This window comes from Lentzea sp. CA-135723 (assembly GCF_050936595.1).
Taxonomy (GTDB): domain Bacteria; phylum Actinomycetota; class Actinomycetes; order Mycobacteriales; family Pseudonocardiaceae; genus Lentzea.
On the sequence record NZ_JBNJMK010000002.1, the window covers coordinates 1,541,733 to 1,565,090 of the forward strand.

Consider the following 23,358-nt stretch of genomic DNA (forward strand, 5'->3'; position numbering starts at 1 on the left):
TCCATGGAGCCCTACGACCACGGCCTGCTCGACGTCGGAGACGGCCACCACGTCTACTGGGAGACCGTCGGCAACCCTGACGGCAAGCCCGCCGTGTTCCTGCACGGCGGGCCCGGCAGCCCGTCGAAGGGCGCGCGGAGGTCGCTCGACCCCGCGAAGTACCGCATCGTGATCTTCCACCAGCGCGGCTGCGGCCTGAGCACCCCGCACGCGAGCGACCCGGCCGTGTCCATGAGCGCCAACACGACCGATGCGCTGATCGCGGACATGGAGCTGCTCCGCGCACATCTCGGCGTCGAGAAGTGGTTGCTGTACGGCGGTTCCTGGGGCACGACGCTCGCGGTGGCCTACGCGCAACGGCACCCCGACCGCGTCTCCGAGCTGATCCTCATCGCGCTGACCCTGTCGTCCGCGGGCGAGATCGACTGGCTGTACCGGGGCGTGGCGCGGTTCTTCCCGGAGGCGTGGGCCCGGTTCAGTGCTCACGCAGGCGACGCCGTGGACGTGGTGCGGGCGTACGCGAACCTGATGGAGAGCCCCGACCGCGCCGTGCGCGAACAGGCGGCGGCCGAGTGGTGCCGCTGGGAGGACACGGTCCTGTCGCTGGAGAACTTCGGCGAGCCCGAGGTGTTCTCCGGCCGCCCGTCCGACGACGTGGTCGCCCTGGTGCGGATCATCGCGCACTACTACGCGAACGGCGGCTTCGTCGACGATCTGCTCGGCGGCGCGGGGCGGCTGGCCGGCATCCCGGGCGCGATCATCCACGGCAGGCGCGACATGAGCTGCCCGGTCGGCACGGCGTACGCGCTGGCCCAGGCGTGGCCGGACGCCGAGCTGACCGTCGTGGACGACAGCGGCCACAAGGGCAGCCCCGCGTTCCGCGAGGCGATCGACGCCGCGGTGAGGAGGTTCTCCCCGTGACACAGCGCAAACCACCCGGCATGGACTTCGAGTCGTGGATCGACAGGCAGATCCGCGAGGCCCAGGAACGCGGCGAGTTCGACGACCTCCCCAGCGCGGGCAAACCGCTCCCGGACGCGGGCCGCGCGCTCGAGGAGGACTGGTGGATCAAGAGGAAGGTCCGCGAGGAGGAGGGCAGCGCGGGCTTGCCGCCTTCTCTCGTGCTGCGCAAGGAGGCCGAGACCGCGCGGGCCCGCGCGCTGGCGGCGCGGAGTGACGAGGAGGCGCGCGCGATCATCGGTGAGATGAACGCCCGGATCCTCGACGCGCTGCGGAAACCGTTGGCGGGTCCGCCTTTGACGCTGATGCCGTTCGACGTGGACGAGGTGTTGCGGGAGAGGAAGGGGGCGCCGGGCGGGCCGTGATCGGCTCGCGGTGGTGAGGGGCGCGGGGGCCGTGGCCGGCTTGCGGGGTTCGCGAGGTGGGTGCGGGCTGTGGTCGGCTTGCGGTGCCGAGGCCGCGGGGTGCGTGCGGGCTGTGGTCGGCTTGCGGTGCCGAGGCCGCGGGGTGCGTGCGGGCTGTGGTCGGCTTGCGGTGCCGAGGCCGCGGGGTGCGTGCGGGCTGTGGTCGGCTTGCGGTGCCGAGGCCGCGGGGTGCGTGCGGGCTGTGGTCGGCTTGCGGTGCCGAGGCCGCGAGGTGCGTGCGCCGGCACTCAGGCCGACTGCAGGGTTGCGTGCCGCCTGGCCGCGCACTCCCGGATGCGCCCTGTCGGCCGAGCCCGCCGGCTCCTGCCTGGCGCGGACCGTGGCGTTCGACCGTTCCAGGTCTTCGCTTCCGCCTGCTCCAGGCTGTCGCGCGGTGAGCCGGCCCTCGTGGACGTCGGTGGCCACAAGGGCGGCCCGCGGTCACCGAGTCGATCGGTGGCGCAAGTCGAGCGGAGAACGCCCGGCCGGCCGCGGAAGAGGGCAGGACAGGGGTGCCCTCTTCCGCGGTGCCGGGCACGCGGACTCAGGCCGCCGGAGTGCTCACCCCGGCGGCCGTGGCCCTGCGGGTGTCGCGTGAGAGGAAGGGGTCCTCACGCGGCTGGAGCGATCAGCTCACCTGGAGGTCGACGCAGGAGTAGAACGCCATCGCGGTGTCGGCGATGTTCCACACGGCCAGGACCTTGACGCGGCCGGACTTACCGACGTTGACGTCGTGGCTGACGACGGAGCCCGGCAGCTGGTTCTTGCCGTCGAAGTTCGCGACCTTGCGGCCGTCGACGTAGTAGTCGTAGTCACGCGTCTTGTGGCGGGCGGTGAACGTCCAGTTGAACTTCACGGTGCGGCCGGTGGAAGTGGCGCGCCAGCCCTTGCTGTCGTTGCTCAGCTCGGAGAACTGCGACAGGTTGGCGTGGCAGCTCTGCAGGCCCTTCGGGCCCTCGACCGACTGCGGTTCGTACTTGATGTTGCCGCAGGCGACGGTGCCCGAGGCGCACTGCGCCTGGCGGCTGGGCGGGGAGTTGATGTAGCCGTGCGCGAACGCCGTGCCGCTGGGGAGTGCCACGACGATCAACGGTGCAGCGAGAACGCCTGCCATGGCGGCAGTGACCCTGCGTCCAATCTTCATGTGACTTCCTTTGCCTTGATGTGTGCGTACTCCCGTTACATCGCGGCGGCGATTGAAGGTCTAGACCATACCGCGCGTAATCGCGGCGCCACAAGGTGTGTCCGATAGATCAGTCAGGCGCGCGACTAACGCTCAGGTTTGTACAACTGCGAAATTTCGGGCGTGAGTGCGCGAAGTCGTCGGGTCTTGTGCGGTTTCGTGTTCGATCTGGGTGCTTCACGCGTGGACTCGTCGGCTTGTGCGGGTTCCCGGCCGGCCTGGCGCAGACCGGGATGCGGACCGGAATCTCGTGACGGAACGACGGAGGGTGAGAAGCCGAGCGTCTCAGCCGGTGACCGGTTCCTGCCGCTGCGGGGCGGTGTCGTCGCAGTTCACGGCGGTTTCGGGAGTGGTACGGCAATTGTTGAGCGACATTTCTTCTTTTTGCATTAACTTCTAGAATCGCGCGCATGTGGTCGTCGGGGCTCTCGCGGACCCGCCTGGTGGGGCGGGAACGGGAGCTGACGACCCTGCGTCGCCTGTTGCGCAAGCACCGGCTGGTGACGCTCACCGGGCCCGGCGGTGCGGGCAAGTCGCGGCTGGCCGCCGAGCTGCGGCTCGGTGACGCCGTGGTGGAGCTGGAGCCCGTGCACCGGCCGGACCTGCTGTGGCACGTGATCGCGTTCGCGTTGAACGTCTGGGAAGAACCCGGTTCGTCGTTGCGTGAGACGGTCGTGCGCGCGTTGGCCGGCCATCGCGTGTTGGTGCTGGACAACTGCGAGCACCTCATCGACGAGGCCGCTGCCGCTGTGGCGGAGGTGCTGGCGGAGTGTCCACGGCTGCGTGTGTTGGTCACGAGCCGTGAACCCCTCGACCTCGCGGGCGAGATGTGCGTCGAGCTCGGCCCGTTGCCGCCTGCGGACGCCCGGCAGCTGTTCGTGGAGTGCGGTGGCGCGCCGGAGCTCGCTGACTCCGTGCGCGACCATCTGCCGTTGGCGATCGAGCTCGCGGCGGCTCGCACGGACGTGCCCGCGCGGCACCGCACGCTCGACGCGGTGATCCGGTGGAGCTACGAGCTGCTGACCCCGGCCGAACGGTCGGCGCTGCGCGCGCTGTCGGCGTTGATCGGCGACTTCGACCTCGGGCTGGCCGCCGCGGTGTGCGGTGTTCCCGCGGACGTCGTGGCGGTGATGGGATCGTTGCGCGCCAAGTCGCTGGTCGTGCGGTCGCCGTCGACGTCGGGCGCGCGGTTCCGGATGCTGGAGTCGATCCGGCTGTTCGGTCTGGCGCGGCTGGAGGAGCACGGCGAGGCGGAGCCGGCGTTCGACCGGCTCGTCACGCACCTCACCGAGACGATCCAGGCCGTCGGCGCCGCGCCGGTCGTCGCGAGCGAGATGAACGCGTGGCTGCTCAGCCAGGAACACCAGCTGCTGCACGTGATCAGCCGTGTTCCGCGCACCGACCCGCGGTACACGTGGCTCGTCGCCGGCGTTGTGCACGTTTGGTACGTGCAGGGGTCGTACAGCGAGGCGATGCGCCTGGCGTGCTCCACGTTGGCGCACGGGCCGTTGACGTCGCACGCGGAGTTGCTGCTCTTCCGCGCGGCCTGGCTCGCGGGCTTCACGGGCAACGAGGTGACGGCGTTGCGGTTCGCGGAGGCGTTGGTCGCGCACCCGGCGACGAGTGAACCGTCGTGGGACGCCCGCGCGTGGAACGCGCTGGGCTACGCACGGGGCATGAACTCCGACCTCGCCGGCGCGCGCGTGGCCAACGAACGATCGGTGGCGGCCGCACGCGCGATGAACAATCCTGCGTTGTTGATGACGTTCCTCAACAACCACGCGTGGCTGCTGATGCGCCTGAACGACCTGCCGGGCGCGCTCGCGGCCACGCTGGAATCGCTGTCCTTCGGTGTCCTGGACCCCTTCCACCTGATGGCGTCACGGCACACCGCGGGGGTGATCGCGCTGGCGTCCGGTGACGTCGACCAGGCCGAGCACCACTTCACGATCGCGTTGCGCGTGGGGGCCCCTGCGGCCGTGTCCGAAGCCGGTGTGCTGGAGGGGCTTGGTGTCGTGGCGGCCCGTCGCGGTGATGCCGACCGTGCGGTCGTGCTGCTCACGGCCGCCGAGGTCGCGCGCAGAAAACGTGGTTCGCGGAAGGAAGAACCGTGGAACCAGATGGTCGTGGACGCGCGTGAGCTCGCCGTGGAGTCGGCCGGTCCGCGCCGCGCCACGCACGCCCGGCAGCTCGGGGAACGGCTCGACCACGCCGGGATGATGGCGTTCGTGAGCGCGGGACGGCAGGACGAACCGCTGACCGCGCGGCAACGGGAGATCGCGGACCTGGTGGCGGACGGGCTGACCAACACGGAGATCGCGACGAGGCTCGGGATCTCCGCGGGGACCGTGCGGTCGCACGTGACCCAGATGCTGTCGCGGCTGGGGCTCACGTCCCGCACCCAGCTCGCGGCGCGGACGGCGAGGGCGCGGTGACCTGCGAGGACTGCGGGACGGCGCTGACCGCCCCCGGCAAGTACTGCTCCGGCGCGTGCCGGCAGCGCGCTTACCGGCGCCGTGCCCGCGACGTCGTGCCCACGTCGTTGCGGCTGGACTCCTTCGTCGGCCGTGCCGCCGAGCTGGCCGATCTCACGAAACTGCTGGCGCGCAACAGGATCGTCACAGTCACGGGACCGCCAGGGGTCGGCAAGTCACGGCTCGTGCACGAGGTGGTCGCGCATCGGCAGCACGTGCTGTTCGTCGAGCTCGCGGACGTCAGCCAGGTGCCGGACCTGATCGACACCGAACCCGCGTTGCTGGTGCTGGACGGTTGTGAGGGCGTCACGGACGATTGCGCCGCTCTGATCGCACGGCACCCATCGGTGCGTGTGCTGGCCACGAGCCATTCGCCGCTGGCCGTGCCGGGGGAGCAGCAGTACCGGCTGAAGCCGTTGAGCCGGCACGAGTCCAGGCGGTTGTTCAGCGACCGGGCGACGGCGCTCGACAGCGAGTTCGACGAGAAGGCCGCACTGCTCGACTTCGTGTGCGAGCAGCTCGACCGGCTGCCGCTGGCGCTCGAGCTCGCGGCACGGCTGGTGCGCGTGCTGACGCTGGAGGAGGTCGCGGGCCGGCTGGACGACAGGTTCGCCCTCCTCACCCACGCCCCGCGGGACGCCCCGTCCCACCACCGGTCGCTGCACGCGGCGTTCGACCGCGCCTACCAGCTGCTGACCGACGAGGAGAAGGTGGCGCTGCACCGGTTCGCGCTGATGCCGGGGACCATCGAGGACGGCCTCGCGGAGAACCTGCAGGCGCGCTCGTTGCTCGAACCCGACCTGACGATGCTGGAGTCCGTGCGGCAGTTCGCGTTGCCGGGGGTGTCCGTCGCGCCGCCGCGTCCGCAGGCCGAACCCGAGGAGACCGCGCTGTCGTGGCGCGACGAACGGCTGCTGCGCGTCGCGGCGATGGTCGCGGAGGGCCTGACCAACAAGCAGATCGCGGACGACCTGCACGTGTCGCTGCGGACCGTGGAGGCGGACGTCCGCGACCTCAAGACGGTGCTGGGCGTGCGGTCGCGCGCCCAGATCGCCGCGTGGACTACGCGGGCGTGACCTCGTCCTCTTTCTCGGCGGCTTTCGCGAGGCGCTTCTTCACGATGAAGACACCGGCGACACCGAACACCACCGCGATCGCGAGGCCCGCGTAGGAAAAGCCCTTCAACCACTTCTCGGCGACGACGCCGAGGTAGTAGACGGCCGCCGCCGTGCCACCGGCCCACACGATGCCGCCCGCCGCGTTCGCCACCAGGAACCGGCCGTACGGCATGTGCATCGACCCGGCCAGCGGCCCGGCGAGAATGCGCAGCAGGGCGACGAACCGGCCGAAGAACACGGCCCACGCGCCCCGTTTCTGGAACACCTTCCTGGCGTGGTCGAGCTGCGTTTCGCCGAAGTGCTTCGGGAATTTCCGCCCCATCCAGGCAAAGAGCCGCGGCCCGCCGCGCCGCCCGATGAGGTACCCGAAGTTGTCGCCGATGATGGCGCCCGCGCTCGCCCACACGCCGATCCACAACGGACTCAGCTCGTTGTGCTGCGACGCCAGCAGCGAAGCCGTGACCAGCACGATCTCGCCGGGCAACGGGATGCCGAGCGACTCGAAACCGATCACCAGGCCGACGATGACGTACACGAGCAGAGGTGGAATGGCTTCGAGCCACTGTTCGACCGGCACGGTCCGACTCTAGCCTCTGCCGCGTGAACGAGCTTGCCCTGGCGGTTCTCGCGGGAATGGTGGCCACGGTCAACCCGTGCGGTTTCGCGATGCTGCCCGCCTATTTGGCACTGGTGGCCCGCGACTCTCCTGCGCGTGCCTTTATGTCTGGTTTGGTGATGACAGCCGGATTCGTCACTTTCTTCGGCGCCTTCGGAATCCTGGTCAGCCCGGTGGCCGCGACGCTCAAGCGCTACCTGCCGTTCGTGACGGTCGTGATCGGGCTCGCGATGCTCGTCGTGGGGGTGCTCCTGCTGCTGGGCAAGGACCTCTACGTGCGGCTGCCGAAGCTGTCCGCCGCGCCGCGCAACCTGTGGTCCATGTACGGCTACGGCATCGCGTTCGCCATCGCCTCTCTCTCGTGCGCCATCGGCCCGTTCCTCGCCGTGGTGGGCGCATCGCTGCAAACGGGCGTGTTCGCGTTCCTGGCCTATGCGCTGGGCATGGGGCTCGTCGTGACCGTGCTGGCCGTGGCGGGCTCCGCACTCGCACCGCACATGCGTCGCCTGCTGCCACACGTCGGTCGCATCGGCGGTGTGGTGCTGCTCGTCGTCGGCGCGTACGTGACCTACTACGGCGTCTACGAGCTGCGGTTGTTCCTGGCTGACGGCAACGCCGTCGACCCGGTCGTGCTGGGCGCGGGACGGCTTCAGGGCGCGCTCGTGCAGTTCGTGTCAGCACTTGGGCCGTGGCCGTTCGTCGTGGCGTTGGTCGTCATCGGCGCGTGGTGGCTGAACCGGAGGAGGCGCAAGGCCGTACGTCCTGACGGGAGGTGAGGAGCCGAATGCGCATCCTCGGACTGCTGCTAGGGATCCTGCTGTTCGCCGGCTGCGCGGAGAAGACGCCGCCACCCGAGAAGTTCCAGTTCACGGCGAAGACGCTGGACGGGGCCGAGTTCCGCGGCGACAAGCTCGCCGGACAGCCCGCCGTGCTGTGGTTCTGGACGCCGTGGTGCCCGTCGTGCAACGCCGAGGCCGAGACGGTGGAGGCGTTGGCCAAGCGGCACGACGAGGTCCAGTTCGTCGGCGTCGCGGCCGAGGACCAGCTCGACGCGATGAAGAAGTTCGTGGCGGACCACCGGATGGGCGGCTTCCCGCACCTCGCCGACCTCGACGGCTCGGTGTGGAAGCGGTTCGGCGTCACCGCGCAGCCGACGTTCGCGTTCGTGGGTGCCGACGGCTCGGTCGAACTGCTGACCGGCTCGCCCACCGAGGAGCAGCTCGACGAGCGAGTTTCCTCTTTGGTGCCAAAGACTTGATCCCAGTGACATCACTAGGTCCGGCAGCCGCATCATCTTCTCAGTAGAAAGACCCTGCTCTGTCGGGACCAACGCCTGGTTCGGCGTTGCGATCGAATTCGTATCGTCGAACTCGCCGTGCGGCGCTGCCGCGCGGCCATGAGAAGGCAGGTGTCGATGGACTACATCCAGGTCTCGCTCGCGGAGGCCATTCCCGAGCAGGCCAGGGACTACGCGTCCGCGCGGATCGGGTCGCTGGACCGGTACGCGCCGGACCGCGTCGACTTCGCGTGGGTCAACCTGACCTCGGACAAGTCCGTGATCCACGCGCACGCGCGGCTCGACCTGAAGTGGGTCGAGGTGCAGGCGTACGCGGAGGGCGACACGGTGACCGAGGTGATCGACCTGGTGCGGGAACGCATGCGGCGCCAGCTGGTGTCGATGCGCGGCGTGCCCGTGCACAACTGATCTCGTCGCGCTGACCCTGCCACTCGCCGGCGGACGGGTGGTGGGTTCAGCGCACCTTCCGCACCGTGCCGCGGGTGCCGTCCACCCTCACGACGTCTCCGGTGACGATCCTGGTCGTGGCGTTCCCGCACCCCACGACGGCAGGGATGCCCAGCTCCCGCGCGACGATCGCCGCGTGCGACAGGGGCGCGCCCACGTCCGTCACCACCGCGGCGGCACGGGTGAAGAGCGGGGTCCAGCCGATGTTCGTCACCGTCGTCACGAGGATCTCGCCCTGCCGCAACGCTTCGCCGTCCTCGACGCGCGCGAGCACCCGTGCGACTCCTTCCGCGACGCCCGCCGAGCCCGCGAACCCCGTGACGTCGGACGGCATCGGCACGTCGGTGGTCGCGTCGTGGAGGTCGGCGCGGCGGTCGGGGGAGGCCGCCCACGACTCCGGGTCGAAGCGGCCGCGGATCAGCGCCGGGTACGGGGGCAGCGCCCGGTAGCGCTCGTAGGCCTGGCGTTGGGCGGGGACGCGGCCGAGCAGCGAGGTCTCGCCGGCCAGCACGCGCAGGACGTCGTCGATCGGCAGGAAGAACAGGTCGTCGCCGGACGACGTGAGCTCGCCCGCGCGCAGCACGAACGCCCGCATCACCCAGAACGCCCGCACCATCTCGGATCTGGCCCGCTCCCGCGCCCGCGCGCCCTCGCCGATGCGGTCGAGGCGCTTGCGGACGCGGGGCGCCTTGCCGGGGTGGGCGGCCACGAGCCGGTCCCACGCCGCTGACCGCGCGGAGGCCTGGCGGGCCAGCAGGGTCTCGGGGTCGGCCAGGGACTCGAGCTGGCGGGAGATCCAGGCCGGGTCCTCGGCGGGGCGAGGGGCGGAGAGCTCGAACTCGGCCGCGCACCGGTGACCCCAGGTCTGCGCGAAGGTGTCGCGGTCGACGGCGCCCGACCTGAGCCGGGAGAGGCCGATCAACGGCCCGAGGCTCGCGAGGCCCGCGCCGTCGTGGAAGCCGGTCAGCAACGTCGCCGCGTCCTGCTCGCCCACCAGCGCGGCCAGCGAGCGCCGGAACGCGGCCGGCCCGCCCGCGATCATGCGCGCCCCGGCGTCGAGCACCGGGCACACCACCCGCAGCAGGTCGTCCAGATCGCCGCGCCACACCTCCAGCAACGCGGCCGGCGTCGCACAGTCCGCGATCGCCCGGCGGGCCGCCGCACACCGCGCGGGGTTCGACCGGACCAGCCGCGCGATCCCCGTCCGGTACCGGAGCTGCTGCTTCACCGGCTCGCGCGCGCCTCTCAGCACGGCGCCGAGGATCGCGGCACGGGACATCGGCAGCGGCGGCACGGTCACGCCGGCGGGGATGCGCCCGAACGTCTCCGAGCCCGCCCGCAGCATCTGCTCCGCCCGCCCCACGGCCGTGCCGAGCGCGCTGTAGGTGCTGAGGTTGAGGTAGAAGCGGCCGCCGATGTTGCCGGAGATCCGGTGCGGCCCGATCGCCGCGCTCGACAGCACCCTGATCACCGACCACGTCACCGGCGTCATCACCTCGGGCACGGCCTCGCCGACGTTGCCGTTGGACCACAGGTAGTCGCCGTCGAGGCTGTCGTTCCACTCGACCCGCAACGACGTGATCGGCCGCGCCTGCAGGATCTGGAACCCGCCCCCGGCCCACGCCCACTCGACGTCCATCGGCGTGCCGTACAACGCCTCGATCCGCTCGCCCAACGCCACGAGCGACGCTTTTTGCCCGTCGGACAACAGGTCCGCGGCGTCGGCCTCCCCGCTGACGAGCGCCTCGCCGAGCCCGCGCACCGCGTTGATCACCGGCTCGGCCCGCCCGGTCACCGGGTCCGCCGTGAACAGCACCCCGGACACCTCCGCGGGCACCATCCGCTGCACCACGACCGCCATCTCGGCCGACGTCACGCCGTTGCGCGCGCGGTAGGCGACGGCGCGGTCGGAGCGCAGCGAGTCCCAGCACCGCAGGACCGCGTCGAACAGCCCGTCCTCGGTGACGTTCAGGACGGTGTCGTGCTGCCCGGCGAACGACAGGCCCGGCAGGTCCTCCGCCGTGGCCGACGACCGCACCGCCACCGGCCCGCCCAGCTCCCGGAACGCCTCCAGCACGCCCTCCATCGACCGCTCGCGGTAGGCGCGGGTGGTGAGGTGGAACCCGGCCGGCACCGGCAGGCCGGCCCTGACCAGCCGCGCGAGCGAGGCGCCCTTGCCGCCCACCACGGCCAGCGTCGCCTGCGGGTCGTCGAGGGGCAGGAGCAACGAGGACATGATCGCCATGGTCGCCGAGATGCGCGCCGGACGGGGCGGCAACGGGGAAAGCGGTCCGGCGGGCTTCGAGGGGCCGGTGGTCGCGTGGTGGACGATGCTGTCGAAACGGGCCCGCCGCGTTCGTGTCGAGGGGGAGAGGAGATCACGATGACGCAGCAGTACCTGCTCAGCATCTACCAGCCCGACGGTGAGGTCCCGCCGCCAGAGGTGCTCGACCCGATCATGGCGAACCTCGCCGCGCTCAACGAGGAGATGCAGGCCAAAGGCGCCTGGGTGTTCGCCGTCGGGCTGCACCCGCCGTCGACCGCGACCGTGCTCAAGGTGACCGACGACGTGCTGATGACCGACGGGCCGTTCACCGAGGGCAAGGAGCACATCGGCGGGTTCACCGTCATCCGGGCGGAGGACCTCGACGAGGCCCTCGGCTGGGGGCGGCGGCTGGCCGAGGTGCTCAGCCCGTTGTCGATCGAGGTCAGGCCGATCGCGTCCTGATGATCGAGCGGATCTTCCGGGCCGAGTACGGCCGCGCGGTGTCGGTGCTGACCCGCTTCCTCGGCGACCTCGACCTCGCCGAGGAGGCCGTGCAGGACGCGTTCGCCAAGGCCGTCCAGCGCTGGCCGGTCGACGGGGTCCCACCGGCGCCGGCGGGCTGGATCATCACCACCGCCCGCAACGGCGCGATCGACCGGCTGCGGCGGGAGACCAAGGGGCGCGAGAAGCACGCGCAGGCCGAACTGCTGCACCACGAGCCGGAGGAGGAGGTGGGGGACGTGCCCGACGAACGGTTGCGGCTGATCTTCACCTGCTGCCACCCGTCGCTCGCGCGGCAGGCGCAGGTCGCCCTCACGCTGAAGCTCCTGGGCGGGCTGAGCACGGCGGAGATCGCCAGGGCGTTCCTCGTGCCGGAAGCCACGATGGCGCAACGGATCGTGCGGGCGAAGGGCAAGATCCGCGCGGCCCGCGTCCCGTACCGGGTGCCGCGCGACGCCGACCTGCCCGGCCGGCTGAACGCCGTGCTGGCCGTCCTCTACCTGATCTTCAACGAGGGCTGGCTCGACAAGCACGACCTGGCCGACGAGGCGATCCGGCTCGCCCGCGTGCTCGCCGCGCTGATGCCGGACGAACCAGAGGTCCTGGGCCTGCTGGCGTTGATGCTGCTCGTCGCCTCACGCCGGGACGCCCGCCTGCGCGACGGCCGGATCGTGCTGCTGCAGGACCAGGACCGGGCGTTGTGGCGCGCGGACCTGATCGCCGAGGGGCAGGACCTCGTGCGGCAGTGCCTGCGCCGCAACCAGCCGGGCCCGTACCAGCTCCAGGCCGCGATCAACGCCGTGCACAGCGACCCGCCGACCGACTGGCACCAGGTCGTCGCCCTCTACGACCAGCTGATGGCCGTCGCGCCGAGCCCGGTCGTCGCCCTGCACCGGGCCGTCGCGCTCGCCGAGACGAAGGGTCCACGCCAGGCCCTCGACGAGATCGCCGCGCTGGACCTGGACCGCTACCACCTGTTCCACGCCGTGCGGGCGGACCTCCTGCACCGCCTGGGAGAAGACCCGTCCGAGGCGTTGCGGGCCGCGCTGGACCGGGCAGAGCACCCGGCCGAACGCGACCTGCTCGCCGAACGCCTACGCGTCCTCGGGCTTGCGCCGCCGGACCAGCAGGATCGCGCCGACGAGCACCACTAGCGCGACCAGGATCCACACCCACAGCGGCACGCCACCGGACTCCGCGGGCGCCGTCGACGAGGGAGCGTTCGACACCGGCGCGCTCATCGTCACCGAGGACGGCGGCGGCGCGCTGGACGACGTCTGCTCCGGCGCGGTCATCGTGAACGTGAACTTGCCGGTGATCGTGTCACCGTCGTCGGACTTGGCCGCCCAGTCGACGGTGTGCGCCCCCGACCTGGCGGCCTTGACGTCGAGGGTCGCCGTGATCGTGGCGTCGACGGCCTGCACCTTGGTGACGGGCACCTTGGCGCCGTCCGGCCCCGTGACGGTGACCGCGGCGCCGTCGGGCAGCTGGATCGACTCGTTGAACACCAGCTCGACGGTGCTCGGCGGCGCCGGAAGGGTCGCGCCGGACGCCGGGTTGCTGCTCTTGAGCTCGGCGTGGGCCTGTGCGGGGACGACCAGGGCCGTCGCGGCGAGCAGGGCCAGCACGAGAGCGCTGAAGTAACGCGTCACGAGCGCAGCGTAACGGCAGAGTCGATCAGTCCGGCAGCCTCAGTTCGTGCCGGAACAGCTCCTCGAACCGGGGCCTGCCCGCCGTGCTGCGATCGGCGACCAGCGCGATCCGGTCCGCGACCCACTCACCGGAGACCGCCTGACCGGCCAGCGCCGCTGGCACCCGGCCCCGCGCGATCACCACGTCGGCGCGGAACGGCTGCGGGTGCGTGACCGGCACGATCGGCGCGGTCGCGGCGAACACGGCCTCCGCGAGCTCGTCCAGCCCGGCCACCGGCACACCCAGCCACTGACCGATCGACCGCACCCGCGGTCCGAGCGCACAACGCACAGCGGGTGCGCCGTCGAGCTCGTCGGCCAGCGCCTCGGCGAGCGCGGGCACGAGCCGTTCGGGCACGGTGCCGAGCGGCCGGACCTTCACCAGCCACTGCGCGGGCACCGACCACTGCACGCCCGGCACGCGGTCGAGCGCGCCGAGCACCTCGACGATCTCCGGCGGCGGCCAGAGCGAGACCGACAACCTCACACGGCGGAGTGTGGGACACGCGGCCCTGCCGGCACGAACGCGAGCCCGGTCGCGAGCAGCGCGGCCGCCCCGGCGACGAGCGCCGGCGCGTTCGGCTCCACCTCGAACAGCAGGCCGGTCAGCATCGGCCCCACCACGAACGTCACGCCGCTCGTCAACGTCACGAGCCCGGCCACCAGTCCCTGCCGCCGCAGTCCCACCCCGAGCGAGGCCGTCGCGGCGAACCCGGTGACGCCGAGACCGACGCCCAGCGAGACCACCAGCACCGCCGCCGTGACCACCGCGGCCGACGGTGCGATCACCAGCAGCGCGTACCCGGCGGCCGCGACCGGCGCGCCGACCTTCAGCAGCCGGTCCGGCGCCCACCTCAGCACCGGCACCAGCAGACCCTGCGCCAGCACCAGCCCGAGCCCTGCCCCGAGCAGCACGCCCTCGATCGCGCCGGACCCGATCCGTTCGCGGTCGGCGGCGAGGAACACGACGACGACCTCGGCGATCGCGAACGACAGGTACAGCAACAGGCCGGCGCCGAACGCGGGCAGCAGCTCCACCGGCTGCGCCCGCACGGGTTCCTGCAGCACCGGCACCACCGGCTTGACCAGCACGAGGGCCACGACCGCCGCCACCGCCGCGAGCACCGGCGCCAGGTAGACCGGCAACGTCGTCGAGCCCGCCACCAGCACGCCCGCGATGACCGGGCCGGCCAGGACACCGAGGCTCTGGGCCGCGCCGACGAACCCGATGGCGCGCGTGCGGTCGCCGGTGCCCGCCGTCGTCAGGCCCGCGAGGGCGAGCGCGGCGACCAGCACCGCCGCGATGCCCACCCCGAACACCACCCCGCGGAAGAAGAGGATCAGCAGGAAGGCGAGGTCGGCCGGCAGCGTCTCGTCGAGCCCGAACGTCACCACGGCGGCGAACCCGGCGGGGCCCACCACGCACAGCACGAGCCCGGCGATCAGCACGGCGCGGGGACCGGTGGCGTCGAGCAGCAGGCCCCACAGCGGGCTCGCCACCGCCGTCGCCACGGCCGCCACCGAGAACAGCAGGCTCAGCTGGGAGGTCGGCAGCCCGAACGCCACGGCCAGCGGGCCGACGACGGAGGCCAGCTGCTGCTGCACCAGGTACATCAGGAAGACGGCGATCAGCACTGGCGTCAACGGTCTGGGCACGCGGTTCTCCCTGGCGTCGCGGCGGAACAGTGAGGGTAGTTGACGTTGGTGAACGGACGGGATGGTTTGGCTTTCGATGCAGTCGGGTAACCGGCCCGCGAACTGATCAACTGACCGAGGAGCGGTTTGGCTCGCGACCAGGCAGCGCGAACGGGCGAGGCGGCGCACCTGCCACTGGGCAGGCAACGGCCGTCACTCGCGGCGGTACGGCGCTGGGTGCGGCTGGAGCTCATGGGCGAGGACGCCGACGCGGTCGCGGACGTGTTGCTGGTGGTGAACGAACTGGTCAGCAACGCGTACCGGTACACGTCGGAACCGTCTTTCTTACGCGTCGTCGTGGATCACAAGAAGATCCGCGTCGAGATCGCGCACGACGCCCGGGCCCACCCGCCCCTGCGCAAGGTGTCCCGGCCCCAGCGCGGGTACGGCCTGGTCCTGGTGGCCCGGCTGTCCGACCGGTGGGGTGTGGACAGGGCTCACGGTGGCACCGTGGTCTGGGCGGACCTCCCGAGGTCGCCGTGATTCCAGTTCGGCGGGTTTCGTTGTGCGCGCTCTGGGGTATGAAGCCTGCTGCCTTGAACAAACAGGGCGCGGGGAGATGCTGATGGGTATTGCAGGACGGTCCGGCGAACGACTGGACCTCGTCCTACCGGAAGGTGTTCTGCCGCTCGCCGACGTGCGGGCGGAGGTCCGGCGCCTGCTGAGAGGTATGCACGAGAACGTCATCGTCGACGTGATGGTCGTGGCCACGGAGCTCGTGAGCAACGCCTACCACCACGCCGCCCCGCAGCGCCGGGCCAGGGTCTTCCGCCTGCCCGAGCGGGAGGTGGTGCGGGTCGAGGTCGACGACGGGACCCCCGGCCGCTTCCCCCAGCTGGGGCGGATGGGGTTCCTCGGGCGGCGGCAGCGGGGTTTGTTGCTGGTCAACGGACTCGCGCAGGTGTGGGGGCACAACCGGTTCCCCGACTCCAAGACCGTGTGGGCGGACGTGTCGTCCGTCAGGTGAGGGTCTTGACGACGTAGGCCGCGGCTTCGGCGACGAGAGCCTCGTCGTACCCGGCGTCCGCGGCCGCCTTACTTGACATGATCGCGATCAGGACCGGCTCGCGGTTCGGCGGCCACACGACGGCGATGTCGTTGACCGTGCCGTGGTCACCGGTGCCGGTCTTGCTCGCGACCCCGCTGCCCTGCGGCACCCCTGCCCGGACGCGCTTGGCGCCGGTGACGGACCGTTCCAGCAGGTCCTTCAGGAAGTCGCGCTTCTCGGGCTCAAGCGCGTCGCCGAGCACGATCCGCTGGTAGTCCGTGCCGAGCGAGCGCGGGGTGGCGGTGTCGCGCGGGTCGCCGGGCGTGGCCGAGGTGATGTCCGGCTCGATCCGGTCCATCCTGGTCTCCGTGTCGCCGATCCCGCGCAGGTACTTCGTGAGCTCCGCCGGTCCGCCGACCTCGCGCAGCAGCAGGTTGCCCGCCGTGCCGTCGCTGTAGCGGACGGCGGCGTCGCACAGGTCGCGCAGCTTCATGCCCGTTCGGACGTTCTGCTTCGTGATGGTGGAGCTCTTCATCAGGTCGGCTTCGGTGTAGGTGACCACCTTGTCCAGATACGACATCGGGTTGCGGTGCAGAACCGCCGCCGCGGCAAGGCCTTTGAACGTCGAGCAGAACGCGAACCGTTCATCCGCCCGGTGTTCGATCGTGCTTCCGTTGTCGCTCATCGCGTAGACACCCAGCCGTGCGTCGAACTTCTTCTCCAGCTCGAACAACGCTTCGTGCTTCACGGGTGCGGCGCTGGTCGTAGTTGTTGTCGTCGTGGGCGCTGCGCTTTGAGGTGACGGTGCGGCAGCGCAGCCGGCGAGCGGGAGCAGGGCGAAGGTTTTCAGGACGGTGCGTCGATCGGTCACCCGTTCACACTATTTGATCTCGGAGATCCGCAGCGACGCGTCCCGCGCGAGCCGCCGTGGCGTGCGCTGGTGGAACAACGCGGGCAACGGCAGGTCGGCGTCCAGCTCGGCGCGCACGCGGGTGATCACGCGCGTCGCGAGCAGGGAATGCCCGCCCAGCGCGAAGAAGTCGTCGGTCGCGCCCACGTCGTCGATGCCGAGCACGTCCGCGAACACCTGGCACAGCGCGAGCTCCTCGCTCGTGCGCGGCCGCACGTGCGGGGACCGCGGCGCGGGGGTGGGCAACGCCCAGCGGTCGACCTTCCCGTTGGCCAGCAACGGGAACCCGGGCACCTGCTGGAAGACCGACGGCACGAGCTGGACCGGAAGGTGCGCGGTGCAGTGCTCCAGCAGGTCGTCGGCGTCGCCGGTGTAGTACGCGATGAGGTGCTTGTCCCGCACCAGGACCACGGCTCGTCCGACCTCCGGGTGGGCGTTCAGCACGGCCTCGACCTCACCCGGTTCGACCCGCACGCCGCGGATCTTCACCTGGTCGTCGACACGGCCGTGGAACTGCAGCAGGCCGTCTTCGGTCCACGACGCGAGGTCGCCCGTCAGGTAGAGGTGCTCGCCGTTGTGCACGATGAACTTCTGCCGGCTCTGCTCGGGACGCCGGTGGTAGCCCGCCGCGACTCCCGCGCCCGCGACACACAACTGGCCCGAGACCCCGATGCCGACGGGCCGCAGATCGGCGTCGAGCAGGTGGATCCTGGTGTTGTCGACGGGCCTGCCGATCGGGGCGGTGGCGGGCCAGGCCGCGACGTCGGCCGGCAGCGAGTAGGACGTGACCACGTGCGACTCCGCGGGGCCGTAGTGGTTGTGCACGCGCAGCCACGGCCGCCGGGCGCAGAACTCGCGCAGCTTTCCGTCCAGCGTCAGCGGTTCGCCCGCCTGCGAGACGTGCCGCATCGCGGCGAACGCCGGCTCCTCGGCGAGCAGGGCCCGCAGCACCGAGTCCGGCGCGAACAGCCGGGTGATCCGTTCGGCGTCGAGCCAGGCGGCGAACGCGGCGGGGTCGCGGCGCACCTCGTCGGACGGGATCACCAGCGTGCCGCCGAACAGCAACGCCGAGAAGATCTCCTGCACCGACACGTCGAACGTGGGGGTGGTGAACTGGGCGGTGCGGCCGCCCGGTTCGCGGTCGAGCGCCTTCTCCTGCCAGCGCACCAGGTTCACCACGCAGCGGCTGGACACGAGCACGCCCTTGGGGCGGCCGGTCGAGCCGGACGTGTAGATCAGGCACGCGGGGGCGTCCTGGCTCGTCCGCGGCGACGGCGAGTCCGGCTGTCCATCCACTTCGGACGGATCCAGCGGCTGGTGGAACAGCACGCGGTTGCGACTGACCACGACGGACAGTCCCGCGTCGTCGACCAGGAACTGGATGCGGTCGAGCGGGTGCTCCGGGTCGATCGGCACGTAGGCGGCGCCCGCCTGCAGCACGCCCAGGACCGTGACGATCTGGTCGGCGCCCCGCGGCAGGCACAGGCCGACCAGGTCGCCGGCCCGGATCCCCTTCGACCGCAGCAGGTTCGCCATCCGGCGCGCCCGGCGGTCCAGCTCGGCGTACGTGAGGTGCTCGCCGCCGTGCTCGATCGCGACCGCGTCCGGGGTGGCGCGGACCTGCTCGGCGAACAGGTCGGGGATGCTCACGTCCGGCAGCGGTTCGGCGGTGTCGTTCCACGCGCCGAGCAACGCGGCGTCGGTGTCGTCGACCATCGAGATCCGCGAGAGGCGTTCGCCGGCCGGTGCCGCGAGCACCCTCGACAGGTGAGCGAGCAGCCGGGTGATCGTGGAACGGTCGAACAACGCCCGGTTGTAGAGCACGCGGCCGTTCTGGAACTCCAGGTCGAAGCTGGTGAACGCGACCTCGGGGTCGTGCAGGTCGCGGCGCGGCCGCAGGTCGACCAGCACCTGGGTGAGCGGGTGCCGCGACAGGTCCCGTTCGGGCCGCAGCAGGTCCACGACCTGGTCGAACCGGACCAGGTGCGTGGCCGCGGCGGTCAGCCGCCCCGCCGTCAGCGCGCACAGCTCGCCGAACGTCGGGTCGCCGGACAGGTCGCCGCGCAGCACCACGAGCTCGTCGGCGACGACGACGCCGACCGGCACGTCCGTCTGCCGCGCGTAGCGGCTCAGGACCACCTGCAGGGCCGCGAGCACGGCGTCCGATTCGGCGTCGGCCGACCACGGGAGGACGCCGGCCTCCGGCCTGTGCAGCGGTGGCCGCGGCCGGTCGGCGGGCAGTTCCAGCACCGGCAGGTCGCGCAGGTGGACGAGCCAGAAGTCCGGGTCGCCCTGGGGATCGGCAGGGCCGGGGCCGCCCAGCACGGTCTCCAGCACGCGGATGTCGCCGAGGACGCTGTGCATCGTCAGCACCAGCAACGACCCGTTGAGCTCCAACGCGCGCACGAGCGGGCCTGCGCTCAGGTCGAACGGCTGGGTGATCTCGGCCCGCACGGCCGCCCTGATGTCGTTGACGACCGCTTTGCGCACGACGACGGGCTCGCCGGACGGGACGGGGCGCGCGTCGTCGTCGAACCGGACCAGCAGGGCGTCCGGCACGTGCACGGCGGTGGGCGTCGTGACCAGCGTGACGTGGTGGCTGGGGTTGCCGGGGTCGAGCCGGTCGAGGAACCACATGCGGCGCCGGACGTGGTCGGTCATGGTTCCTCCTGCTGCGGAGTCGGGCGTCGACGCTAACCGGCGCGGAACTGGGCGGATCCCTGGACTTGCAGCGCGAGACGGGCCCTGTCGCCGCGCAGGACGACGCTGGACCTCTCCCTGGGCACGCCTTCCCGGTCGTGGCCGAGCCAAGCCACGGCCAGCAACGGGGTGGCGGCGCGGACGTTCAGCAGGCGCGCAACGCGAGGGGTGGCCAGGGTGGTGGTGCACCACGGTTCGCTCTGGCGGAGGCGGCACGCGGGTGCGCGCAGGAGCGTCCGGCGGACGCCGATCGGCTCGTCGAGGTGGAGCAGGACCGACTCGACGGTGGTCACGCCGTTCGTGGTCCTCGTCGTGGTGCGTTCGCGGGGGATCTGGTCCTGCAACAGGGCGTGCAGGGTGATGCGGAGGGGCTGTCGGCGCGGTGCGACCGTGGTGCCCTGGCGTCCGGTGCCGCGCAGGAGCCTGCCTTCCAGCACCAGTTCGTCCAGGGCTTTGCGGATCGTGCTCCTGGACATGCCGATGAGGTCGGAGAGCGCGCGTTCGGGTGGGAACGGGGTGTGACCCGGCAGGCCGTCCAGCAGGTCCAGCAGCCTGGCCTTGGCCTGGTAGTAGCGGGGGATGGGCACGTGTCCTGACGTTAGGGCCCGTCGATAACCAGCGACTCATCGTCGGCGTCGGGGGCGGAGCCGATCTCCTGGTAGATGCGTCTGGCCGTGGCCCTGTCGCCGTTCAGGTGGGCGACGGCGGCGTCTTTCCAGCGCGACCAGGACACGGTGGCGAGCGCGTCGGCGGTGTGGCCGGTGGCGGCCAGGACCACCGGCAGGTCCACGCCGGCCAGGCCCGTGATCTGGTGGCCCCGCAGCAACGGCAGCAGCTCGCTCGTGTCCGGCCTCTCGCCGGTGTGCAGGGCGATCCTGGCGGTGAGGGTGAGCGGGTGGTGCAGGTCGGTGGGGATGCCGGTGGTCCTCGCCAGTGCCAGTGCCGTGGCGGCGTCCTGCCGCGCGCCGCCGAGGTCGCCGGTCAGCAGCCGGATGCGGCCGCGGGCGGCGTGGAGGTGGGAGTGGGTGGGGTTCTCCAGGACCTGCAGGGCATCGGCGTACCTCTTGTCCCAGAACAGTTCGACGTAGCTGGACGCGGCCAGCCAGGCGAGCGTGTCCTGGTCGCCGTGGCGGTGGGCGGCTCGGCGCGCCTCGGCTCTCGCCCGCCGGCGTGCCTTCGCGTCGCCGATCGTGGTGTAGGCCGTGCTCGCGTTGAACAGGCAGAGGCCGGTGGAGATCCCCGCCCGCTCGCGTTCGGCGACGGCGTGGCGCAGGTCGTCGAAGCCGCCGGGGTCGCCCTGCTTGACCCTGGCCAGGCCCTTCGCCTCCAGCGCGATCGCCCGTTCGAGGTTCTCGGCCGTCTGCAGTGCGCTTTCTGCTGCTGTGATGGCCTCTTCGAGTCTGTCGGTGAGCGTCAGGGCGTGCGCGACGTACGCCTGCACGTCGGGCGCCGGTGCCACGGTGAGGAACTCGATCGCCTCGTCCAGGTGGTGCCGGGCCGCCTCGTGGTCGCCGCGGTGCCAGGCCGCGCGCCAGGACGACCTCGCCGCCCGTGCCGCGCCCGCGAAGTTCTTCGCCGTGCGGTGGAGGCCGGCCGCTCTCGCCAGCTCCTCCGCGCCGTCGCCGGTCTGGGCGAGGCAGGAGCCCAGGAGCGTGAGGAGCTCGGCGGTGTCCGGGTGGCCGTCCGGGCAGACGGCCAAAGCAGCGCGGTAGCACCGGATCGCCGCTTCCCTCGCGGCGAGGTTGGTGGCCCTCCTGCCCGCCTCGGTGAGGGCGGCCCTGGCCTTGGCGCCCATGATGTCGCACGGCCGTCCGGAGGCTTCGGCGATCCACACCGCCTCCTGGAAGTGGTGCGCCAGCAGGGGAACGTGCTCCAGCGGCAACGACCGCACCCACTCCGCCGCGTGGTAGTGCTTCATCGCCTTGGTGCCGCGCGGGACCCGGTCGTAGGCGACGTCGCGCACCAGCACGTGGCTGAACGCGTACTCGGCCTCCCCGGCCACCTTGCTGGTGCTGGTGCGGCGCAGGAAGTCCCGCTGCGCCAGGACCTCCAGGCACCGGGTGATCTCCGCCCGGTCGCGTTCGGCCACGGCCGCGACGACGCCGGGCCACACGGTCTCGCCGATCACCGCCGCGTCCTGCAACACCGATCTTTCGAGCTGCGGCAACGAGTCGAGCCGCGCGCCGATGACGGTCTGCACCGTCTCCGGCAGGGCTTGCGGCGCGCCGTCCCTGAGCATGCGCACGTACTCGCTCGCGAACAGCGGGTTGCCCTGCGCGCGTTTCCGCAACTGGGTGAGGTCGGCGTCGACGTGGTGGCGTTCCGCCAGTGCCGCCAGCAGCTCCGCTGTGTCCTCTTCGGACAGAGGGTGCAGCGGGATGCTGTCCGGGCCGATGAGCTGGTCCTGTCGGGTCGTGAGCAGGACCAGCAACGGGACGTTCGTCGTCGCCAGGTCGTGCAGGAAGTCCGTGAGCAGGTCGTCCGCCCAGTGGACGTCCTCGACGACCAGCGTGAGCGGCTCGTCGGCGAGGTGCTCGACGAGGCGCCGCCACGCCGCCAGCACGTCGTTGCCTTGCGGCCCGACACCCACCAGCGCCTTGAGCTGGGTCGCGAGCCACGGGTCCGTGCTGATCGCCTCGACCTTGGACGTGACGGTCCCGGCGTCGTCGGTGTCCAGGATTCCCGCGTGGGTCCTCACCACCTCGGCCAGCGGCGCGAACGTGTCGTTGCCTGCGAACGCGGGGGTGCGGCCGGTCAGCGTGCGCCTGCCCGTCGTGAACTCCTTGACGAGCCTGGTCTTCCCGGTACCCGGCTCGCCGTGCAGGGTGACCACCCTCGGGCGGCCGGTGCTGCTCACCTCGTCGTGGGCGCGGTGGAGCGCGGCCAGTTCGGCGGTCCTGCCGACGAACGGGGTGTCGTCCCCGGTCGGCGTGGTCGCCCTGGTGGTCACCGGGCAGGTCCTGACTTCTCCTCTGGCCGTGCGGGTGAGGAGGTTCGTGGCGGCGTCCAGCACCGTGCCGCTGACCGTCACCTGGTCGCCCGACGTGACCAGGGCGGGGCCGGTGGCCACCGCGGCCGCGGCGGGGTGGGTGCCGGTGATCTCCAGGGCCGCCCTGGTGGCTCTGCGTGCGTCGTCCTCGCGGTTTCTCGGTGCGCCGAACGCCGCGCAGACCGTCGAGCCCAGCGTGGTGATGGTGGTGCCGCCCAGGGCTTCGGCCAGGCTGCTGACCTCGGCCACCGCGGTGGCCAGGCGTTCGTCCGCCGCCTCGTCCGTGCCCGGCAGGTCCAGGCGGACCGCGAGGACGCTGATCCTCTTGCGCTCGTGGACGGTCAGGGCCTCCGGGTGGTGCGTGGCCAGGGCGGGGTCCTGGGTGAGGATCGCGTGTTCCAGGCGGACGAGGTCCGGGCCGGGGTCCACACCCAGTTCGGCGGCCAGGTGGCGGCGGGTCGTCCTCGCGGCCGCCAGCGCGTCCGCCTGCCGCCCTGAGCGGTAGAGGGCCAGCATCAGCAGGGTCTGGACGCGTTCTCTCGACGGGTGGGCCTGCGCCAGGGCCTCCAGGTCCGCGGTGATCTCGCGGTGGCGGCCGTTGGCCAGTTCGGCGTCGTACAGGTCCTCCACCGCGTGGTCGCGCCGCTCGGTGATCCTGGTGAGGGCCGGCCAGGTGACGCCCTCCGCCACCAGGTCCGCCAGGACCGGGCCGCGCCACAGGGCCAGGGCGCCGCGCAGGATCCGCGCCGCCTGCTCCGGGGTGGCGGCGGTGGCCTGGTCCAGCGCGGTGCGGAACCTGTGCAGGTCCAGGCGGTCGGTGTGCAGGAGATAACCGGGTTTGCGGGTGGTGATCTCCACGCCCGCTTTGCGCAGGGCCGAGACCGCGTTGAGCAGGATGCCCCTGGCGGTCGGAGGGTGGTCGGCAGGCCACAGGGCCCCGGTCAGGTCGCTGATCGAGACCACGTGGTTCGCGTGGAGCAGGAGGTAGGCCAGGGTGGCCCGGCGGGTGAAGCCGCCGAGGTGGTGCTCGTGGCCGTCCACGCGCACCTGCAGGGGACCGAGTACCGCGAACTCGATGGGCATGTCGTTCGGACCATACCGTTGTGCGCCGGTCGTTCG

Annotated in this window: 22 protein-coding genes; 12 read left to right on the forward strand and 10 right to left on the reverse strand. The window is 71.6% G+C overall.

The annotated features are described in order from the left end of the window. Positions 1-3 precede the first annotated feature (3 nt). Together pip and ACQEU1_RS43175 are read left to right on the forward strand one after the other, a co-directional pair. A complete protein-coding gene (gene pip / locus ACQEU1_RS43170) occupies positions 4-921 on the forward strand; it encodes a prolyl aminopeptidase (RefSeq protein WP_433216014.1) in 918 nt (305 codons plus the stop codon). Then, the gene (locus ACQEU1_RS43175; protein ID WP_433216017.1) at positions 918-1,325 is read left to right on the forward strand and encodes a DUF1992 domain-containing protein; all 408 of its coding nucleotides are present in this window, start codon (positions 918-920) and stop codon (positions 1,323-1,325) included. Before pip ends, ACQEU1_RS43175 begins: the two co-directional genes overlap by 4 nt. Before the next feature lie 667 nt (positions 1,326-1,992). Here the strand turns inward: ACQEU1_RS43175 and ACQEU1_RS43180 are convergent. Beyond that, complete coding sequence (locus tag ACQEU1_RS43180) at positions 1,993-2,508, reverse strand: lytic polysaccharide monooxygenase auxiliary activity family 9 protein (protein WP_433216020.1); 516 nt, start codon at positions 2,506-2,508, stop codon at positions 1,993-1,995. 449 nt (positions 2,509-2,957) lie between these two features. Between ACQEU1_RS43180 and ACQEU1_RS43185 the strand changes: the two genes are divergently transcribed. Both ACQEU1_RS43185 and ACQEU1_RS43190 read left to right on the forward strand, forming a co-directional pair. Further along, a complete protein-coding gene (locus ACQEU1_RS43185) occupies positions 2,958-4,982 on the forward strand; it encodes an ATP-binding protein (RefSeq protein ID WP_433216023.1) in 2,025 nt (674 codons plus the stop codon). After that, positions 4,979-6,097 carry a helix-turn-helix transcriptional regulator gene (locus tag ACQEU1_RS43190; protein WP_433216026.1) on the forward strand — a complete coding sequence of 373 codons (1,119 nt, stop codon included), beginning with the start codon at positions 4,979-4,981 and terminating at the stop codon, positions 6,095-6,097. Before ACQEU1_RS43185 ends, ACQEU1_RS43190 begins: the two co-directional genes overlap by 4 nt. Here the strand turns inward: ACQEU1_RS43190 and ACQEU1_RS43195 are convergent. After that, positions 6,084-6,716, reverse strand: coding sequence for a DedA family protein (locus ACQEU1_RS43195; protein WP_433216029.1), 633 nt, complete (start codon positions 6,714-6,716; stop codon positions 6,084-6,086). The two genes, ACQEU1_RS43190 and ACQEU1_RS43195, sit on opposite strands and share 14 nt — an antisense overlap. A gap of 56 nt (positions 6,717-6,772) precedes the next feature. Here ACQEU1_RS43195 and ACQEU1_RS43200 point away from each other — a divergent pair, with 56 nt between their 5' ends. The 3 genes from ACQEU1_RS43200 to ACQEU1_RS43210 all read left to right on the forward strand — a co-directional run bounded on the left by ACQEU1_RS43200 (position 6,773) and on the right by ACQEU1_RS43210 (position 8,460). Continuing rightward, the gene (locus tag ACQEU1_RS43200; RefSeq protein ID WP_433217083.1) at positions 6,773-7,531 is read left to right on the forward strand and encodes a cytochrome c biogenesis CcdA family protein; all 759 of its coding nucleotides are present in this window, start codon (positions 6,773-6,775) and stop codon (positions 7,529-7,531) included. Between the two features lie 8 nt (positions 7,532-7,539). Then, positions 7,540-8,013, forward strand: a complete 474-nt coding sequence (locus tag ACQEU1_RS43205) for a redoxin domain-containing protein (protein ID WP_433216032.1) — start codon at positions 7,540-7,542, stop codon at positions 8,011-8,013. Between the two features lie 156 nt (positions 8,014-8,169). After that, a complete protein-coding gene (locus ACQEU1_RS43210) occupies positions 8,170-8,460 on the forward strand; it encodes an HPF/RaiA family ribosome-associated protein (protein ID WP_433216035.1) in 291 nt (96 codons plus the stop codon). A 46-nt stretch (positions 8,461-8,506) separates the two neighbouring features. Here the strand turns inward: ACQEU1_RS43210 and ACQEU1_RS43215 are convergent, their stop codons facing one another. Further along, entirely contained in the window at positions 8,507-10,735 is a 2,229-nt protein-coding gene (locus ACQEU1_RS43215; RefSeq protein WP_433216038.1) for a PEP/pyruvate-binding domain-containing protein, read from the reverse strand. Here ACQEU1_RS43215 and ACQEU1_RS43220 point away from each other — a divergent pair. From ACQEU1_RS43220 to ACQEU1_RS43230, 3 genes are read left to right on the forward strand one after another with little or no spacing between them, the layout of a single operon-like run. Then, positions 10,734-10,886 carry a hypothetical protein gene (locus ACQEU1_RS43220; protein WP_433216041.1) on the forward strand — a complete coding sequence of 51 codons (153 nt, stop codon included), beginning with the start codon at positions 10,734-10,736 and terminating at the stop codon, positions 10,884-10,886. The genes ACQEU1_RS43215 and ACQEU1_RS43220 overlap by 2 nt on opposite strands. Next, positions 10,883-11,227: a YciI family protein gene (locus ACQEU1_RS43225; protein WP_433216044.1), complete on the forward strand. Its 345-nt coding sequence runs from the start codon at positions 10,883-10,885 to the stop codon at positions 11,225-11,227. The genes ACQEU1_RS43220 and ACQEU1_RS43225 overlap by 4 nt, the downstream gene beginning before the upstream one ends. Continuing rightward, the gene (locus tag ACQEU1_RS43230; RefSeq protein ID WP_433216047.1) at positions 11,227-12,420 is read left to right on the forward strand and encodes an RNA polymerase sigma factor; all 1,194 of its coding nucleotides are present in this window, start codon (positions 11,227-11,229) and stop codon (positions 12,418-12,420) included. The genes ACQEU1_RS43225 and ACQEU1_RS43230 overlap by 1 nt, the downstream gene beginning before the upstream one ends. Here the strand turns inward: ACQEU1_RS43230 and ACQEU1_RS43235 are convergent. The 3 genes from ACQEU1_RS43235 to ACQEU1_RS43245 are packed head-to-tail and all read right to left on the reverse strand — an operon-like array spanning position 12,361 to position 14,613. Then, positions 12,361-12,918 (reverse strand): copper resistance CopC family protein, encoded by a 558-nt coding sequence (locus ACQEU1_RS43235; RefSeq protein WP_433216050.1) that lies wholly within the window; start codon positions 12,916-12,918, stop codon positions 12,361-12,363. The genes ACQEU1_RS43230 and ACQEU1_RS43235 overlap by 60 nt on opposite strands. Before the next feature lie 25 nt (positions 12,919-12,943). Continuing rightward, on the reverse strand, positions 12,944-13,444 hold the full coding sequence (locus ACQEU1_RS43240; RefSeq protein ID WP_433216053.1) for a 2'-5' RNA ligase family protein: 501 nt from the start codon (positions 13,442-13,444) through the stop codon (positions 12,944-12,946). Further along, the gene (locus tag ACQEU1_RS43245; RefSeq protein WP_433216056.1) at positions 13,441-14,613 is read right to left on the reverse strand and encodes an MFS transporter; all 1,173 of its coding nucleotides are present in this window, start codon (positions 14,611-14,613) and stop codon (positions 13,441-13,443) included. The genes ACQEU1_RS43240 and ACQEU1_RS43245 overlap by 4 nt, the downstream gene beginning before the upstream one ends. Positions 14,614-14,739: 126 nt before the next feature. On the opposite strand from ACQEU1_RS43245, the gene ACQEU1_RS43250 reads away from it, so the two are divergent. Then, positions 14,740-15,135 (forward strand): ATP-binding protein, encoded by a 396-nt coding sequence (locus tag ACQEU1_RS43250; protein ID WP_433216059.1) that lies wholly within the window; start codon positions 14,740-14,742, stop codon positions 15,133-15,135. An 82-nt stretch (positions 15,136-15,217) separates the two neighbouring features. Further along, positions 15,218-15,619, forward strand: coding sequence for an ATP-binding protein (locus ACQEU1_RS43255; protein ID WP_433216062.1), 402 nt, complete (start codon positions 15,218-15,220; stop codon positions 15,617-15,619). Here the strand turns inward: ACQEU1_RS43255 and bla are convergent. From bla to ACQEU1_RS43275, 4 genes are read right to left on the reverse strand one after another with little or no spacing between them, the layout of a single operon-like run. Then, a complete protein-coding gene (gene bla / locus ACQEU1_RS43260) occupies positions 15,612-16,511 on the reverse strand; it encodes a class A beta-lactamase (RefSeq protein WP_433216065.1) in 900 nt (299 codons plus the stop codon). The two genes, ACQEU1_RS43255 and bla, sit on opposite strands and share 8 nt — an antisense overlap. Positions 16,512-16,520: 9 nt before the next feature. Then, a complete protein-coding gene (locus ACQEU1_RS43265) occupies positions 16,521-19,211 on the reverse strand; it encodes a non-ribosomal peptide synthetase (RefSeq protein WP_433216068.1) in 2,691 nt (896 codons plus the stop codon). A 32-nt stretch (positions 19,212-19,243) separates the two neighbouring features. After that, positions 19,244-19,837 (reverse strand): GntR family transcriptional regulator, encoded by a 594-nt coding sequence (locus ACQEU1_RS43270; protein WP_433216071.1) that lies wholly within the window; start codon positions 19,835-19,837, stop codon positions 19,244-19,246. Between the two features lie 11 nt (positions 19,838-19,848). Further along, positions 19,849-23,322 (reverse strand): BTAD domain-containing putative transcriptional regulator, encoded by a 3,474-nt coding sequence (locus tag ACQEU1_RS43275; protein ID WP_433216074.1) that lies wholly within the window; start codon positions 23,320-23,322, stop codon positions 19,849-19,851. Positions 23,323-23,358: the final 36 nt, after the last annotated feature.